The 3,244-nt window shown below is 61.1% G+C and carries 3 protein-coding genes and 1 pseudogene; all 4 read left to right on the top strand.

The window, feature by feature from the left end; all coding sequences use genetic code 11:
* Positions 1-94: 94 nt before the first annotated feature.
* Positions 95-1,165: pseudogene (gene glyA / locus ACQKPC_RS30170) on the top strand (serine hydroxymethyltransferase); the annotation flags it as partial.
* A gap of 23 nt (positions 1,166-1,188) precedes the next feature.
* Positions 1,189-2,439, top strand: a complete 1,251-nt coding sequence (locus ACQKPC_RS30165; RefSeq protein WP_007907561.1) for a sarcosine oxidase subunit beta — start codon at positions 1,189-1,191, stop codon at positions 2,437-2,439.
* Positions 2,440-2,453: 14 nt separating this feature from the next.
* Positions 2,454-2,783 carry a sarcosine oxidase subunit delta gene (locus ACQKPC_RS30160; RefSeq protein ID WP_007907563.1) on the top strand — a complete coding sequence of 110 codons (330 nt, stop codon included), beginning with the start codon at positions 2,454-2,456 and terminating at the stop codon, positions 2,781-2,783.
* Positions 2,780-3,244: 2Fe-2S iron-sulfur cluster-binding protein (locus tag ACQKPC_RS30155; RefSeq protein ID WP_427628309.1), on the top strand; the 465-nt coding region annotated here is incomplete at its 3' end. The genes ACQKPC_RS30160 and ACQKPC_RS30155, both read left to right, overlap by 4 nt.

Here is a 3,244-nt window from a genome sequence, read left to right as displayed (position 1 = left end):
CCGAGCACACCGTACAACAACACTCGACGCTGTAACTCCGCAGGTACGGCGAAGTAGCTGAAAATCATCACGAAGACAAACATGTTGTCGATCGAAGCGCTACTACGGTGGCTGCGAGCACGTCGACAAGGTCGAAGCCCTGGCCATCGAACGCGCCAAGCAACTGTTCGGTGCCGATTACGCCAACGTCCAGCCGCACTCCGGCTCTTCGGCCAACAGCGCCGTGTACCTGGCCCTGCTGCAAGCTGGCGACACCATTCTCGGCATGAGCCTGGCCCACGGCGGCCACCTGACCCACGGCGCCAAAGTGTCGTCCTCGGGCAAGCTGTACAACGCTGTGCAGTACGGCATCGACACCAAGACCGGCCTGATCGATTACGACGAAGTCGAGCGCCTGGCCGTCGAGTGCAAGCCGAAGATGATCGTTGCCGGCTTCTCTGCCTACTCCAAGACCCTGGACTTCCCGCGCTTCCGTCAGATCGCCGACAAGGTCGGTGCGCTGCTGTTCGTCGACATGGCTCACGTGGCCGGTCTGGTTGCCGCTGGTCTGTACCCCAATCCGCTGCCGTACGCTGACGTGGTCACCACCACCACCCACAAGACCCTGCGCGGTCCGCGTGGTGGCCTGATCCTGGCCAAGTCCAACGAAGAAATCGAGAAGAAGCTCAACGCTGCCGTGTTCCCGGGTGCCCAGGGCGGCCCGCTGATGCACGTCATCGCCGGTAAAGCCGTGTGCTTCAAGGAAGCGCTGGAGCCAGGCTTCAAGGCTTACCAGCAACAAGTGATCGACAACGCCCAAGCCATGGCCGGCGTATTTATCAAACGCGGCTACGATGTAGTGTCCGGCGGCACCGATAACCACCTGTTCCTGGTCAGCCTGATCCGTCAGGGCCTTACCGGCAAAGAGGCGGATGCAGCACTCGGTCGCGCCCACATCACCGTGAACAAGAACGCTGTCCCGAATGATCCACAGTCGCCGTTCGTGACCTCCGGCCTGCGTATCGGCACCCCGGCGGTGACCACTCGCGGCTTCAAGGTTACCCAGTGCGTTGAACTGGCCGGCTGGATCTGCGACATCCTCGACAACCTCGGCGACGCCGATGTCGAGGCCAATGTCGCGCAGCAAGTGGCAGCCCTGTGCGCGGACTTCCCGGTTTATCGCTGAGCGCGGTTTTGGAGTAAATGACTATGCAACGCTATTCGGGCTTCGGCCTCTTCAAACACTCCCTCAGCCATCACGAAAACTGGCAGAAGATGTGGCGCACGCCGACCCCGAAAAAGGTCTATGACGTGGTCATCGTCGGCGGTGGCGGGCATGGTCTGGCGACCGCCTACTACCTGGCCAAGGAACACGGCATCACCAACGTGGCCGTGGTCGAGAAAGGCTGGCTGGGCGGCGGTAACACCGCGCGCAACACCACCATCGTTCGCTCCAACTACCTGTGGGACGAGTCGGCGCACCTGTACGAACACGCGATGAAACTGTGGGAAGGCCTGTCCCAGGACCTGAACTACAACGTGATGTTCTCCCAGCGTGGTGTTTACAACTTGTGCCACACGCTTCAAGACATTCGTGATTCCGAGCGTCGGGTCAGCGCCAACCGCCTCAACGGCGTGGACGGCGAACTGCTCGATGCCAAACAGGTAGCCGACGAGATTCCGTACCTCGACTGCTCCAAGAACACTCGCTACCCGGTGATGGGCGCAACCGTCCAGCGTCGCGGCGGCGTGGCCCGTCACGATGCCGTGGCGTGGGGCTTTGCCCGTGCCGCCGATGCCTTGGGCGTGGACCTGATTCAACAAACCGAAGTGATCGGCTTCCGCAAGGAAAACGGCGTGTGCATCGGTGTTGAAACCAACAAGGGCTTCATCGGCGCCAAGCGCGTCGGTGTGGTCACCGCCGGTAACTCCGGGCACATGGCCAAACTCGCCGGTTTCCGTCTGCCGATCGAATCGCACCCGCTGCAAGCGCTGGTGTCCGAGCCGATCAAGCCGATTATCGACAGCGTGATCATGTCCAACGCCGTACACGGTTATATCAGCCAGTCCGACAAGGGCGACCTGGTGATCGGCGCCGGTATCGACGGCTACAACGGCTACGGCCAGCGTGGTTCGTACCCGGTGATCGAGCACACCATCCAGGCCATCGTCGAGATGTTCCCGGTGTTGTCCCGCGTACGCATGAACCGTCAGTGGGGCGGCATCGTCGACACCACGCCGGATGCATGCCCAATCATTTCGAAAACTCCGGTACCGAACATGTTCTTCAACTGCGGTTGGGGCACCGGTGGCTTCAAGGCAACACCTGGCTCGGGCAACGTGTTTGCCGCGAGTCTGGCCAAGGGTGAAATGCACCCATTGGCTGCACCTTTCTCCATCGACCGTTTCCATAGCGGTGCGTTGATCGACGAACACGGCGCTGCAGCAGTCGCCCACTAACAGGAGAAATCCCTATGTTGCATATCTTCTGTCCTCACTGTGGCGAACTGCGCTCCGAAGAGGAATTCCATGCATCCGGCCAGGCGCACATCCCGCGTCCACTGGACCCGAACAGCTGCACCGACGAGGAGTGGGGCGACTACATGTTCTTCCGCGACAACCCTCGCGGTCTGCACCACGAACTGTGGGATCACGTCGCCGGTTGCCGTCAGTACTTCAACGTCACCCGTGACACCGTGACCTACGAGATTCTCGAAACCTACAAGATCGGCACCAAGCCGCAGTTCACCGACAAGACCGACAGCCCGAAAGCGGCCGCCACGGCTCTGGGAGAGAAGGTATGAGCCAGATCAATCGCCTGTCCAACGGCGGACGCATCGACCGCAACAAAGTGCTGAGCTTCACCTTCAACGGCCAGGTCTACAAAGGCTTTGAAGGCGATTCCCTGGCTGCAGCCCTGCTGGCCAACGGTGTCGACATCATCGGCCGCAGCTTCAAGTACTCGCGCCCACGCGGCATCTTCGCCGCCGGTGCCGAAGAGCCGAACGCTGTGCTGCAGATCGGTGCGACCGAAGCCACGCAGATCCCGAACGTACGCGCTACGCAACAAGCGCTGTATCAGGGCCTGGTCGCCACCAGCACCAACGGCTGGCCGAGCGTGAACAACGACATGATGGGGATTCTCGGCAAGGTCGGCGGCAAGCTGATGCCGCCGGGCTTCTACTACAAAACCTTCATGTACCCGCAATCGTTCTGGATGACCTACGAGAAGTACATTCGTAAGGCTGCCGGCCTCGGCCGCTCG

Source organism: Pseudomonas sp. NPDC089918 (assembly GCF_050280605.1).
Classification (GTDB): domain Bacteria; phylum Pseudomonadota; class Gammaproteobacteria; order Pseudomonadales; family Pseudomonadaceae; genus Aquipseudomonas.
Note: the sequence above shows the minus strand (reverse complement) of the source record. Positions and strands in the feature narration are given on the sequence as shown.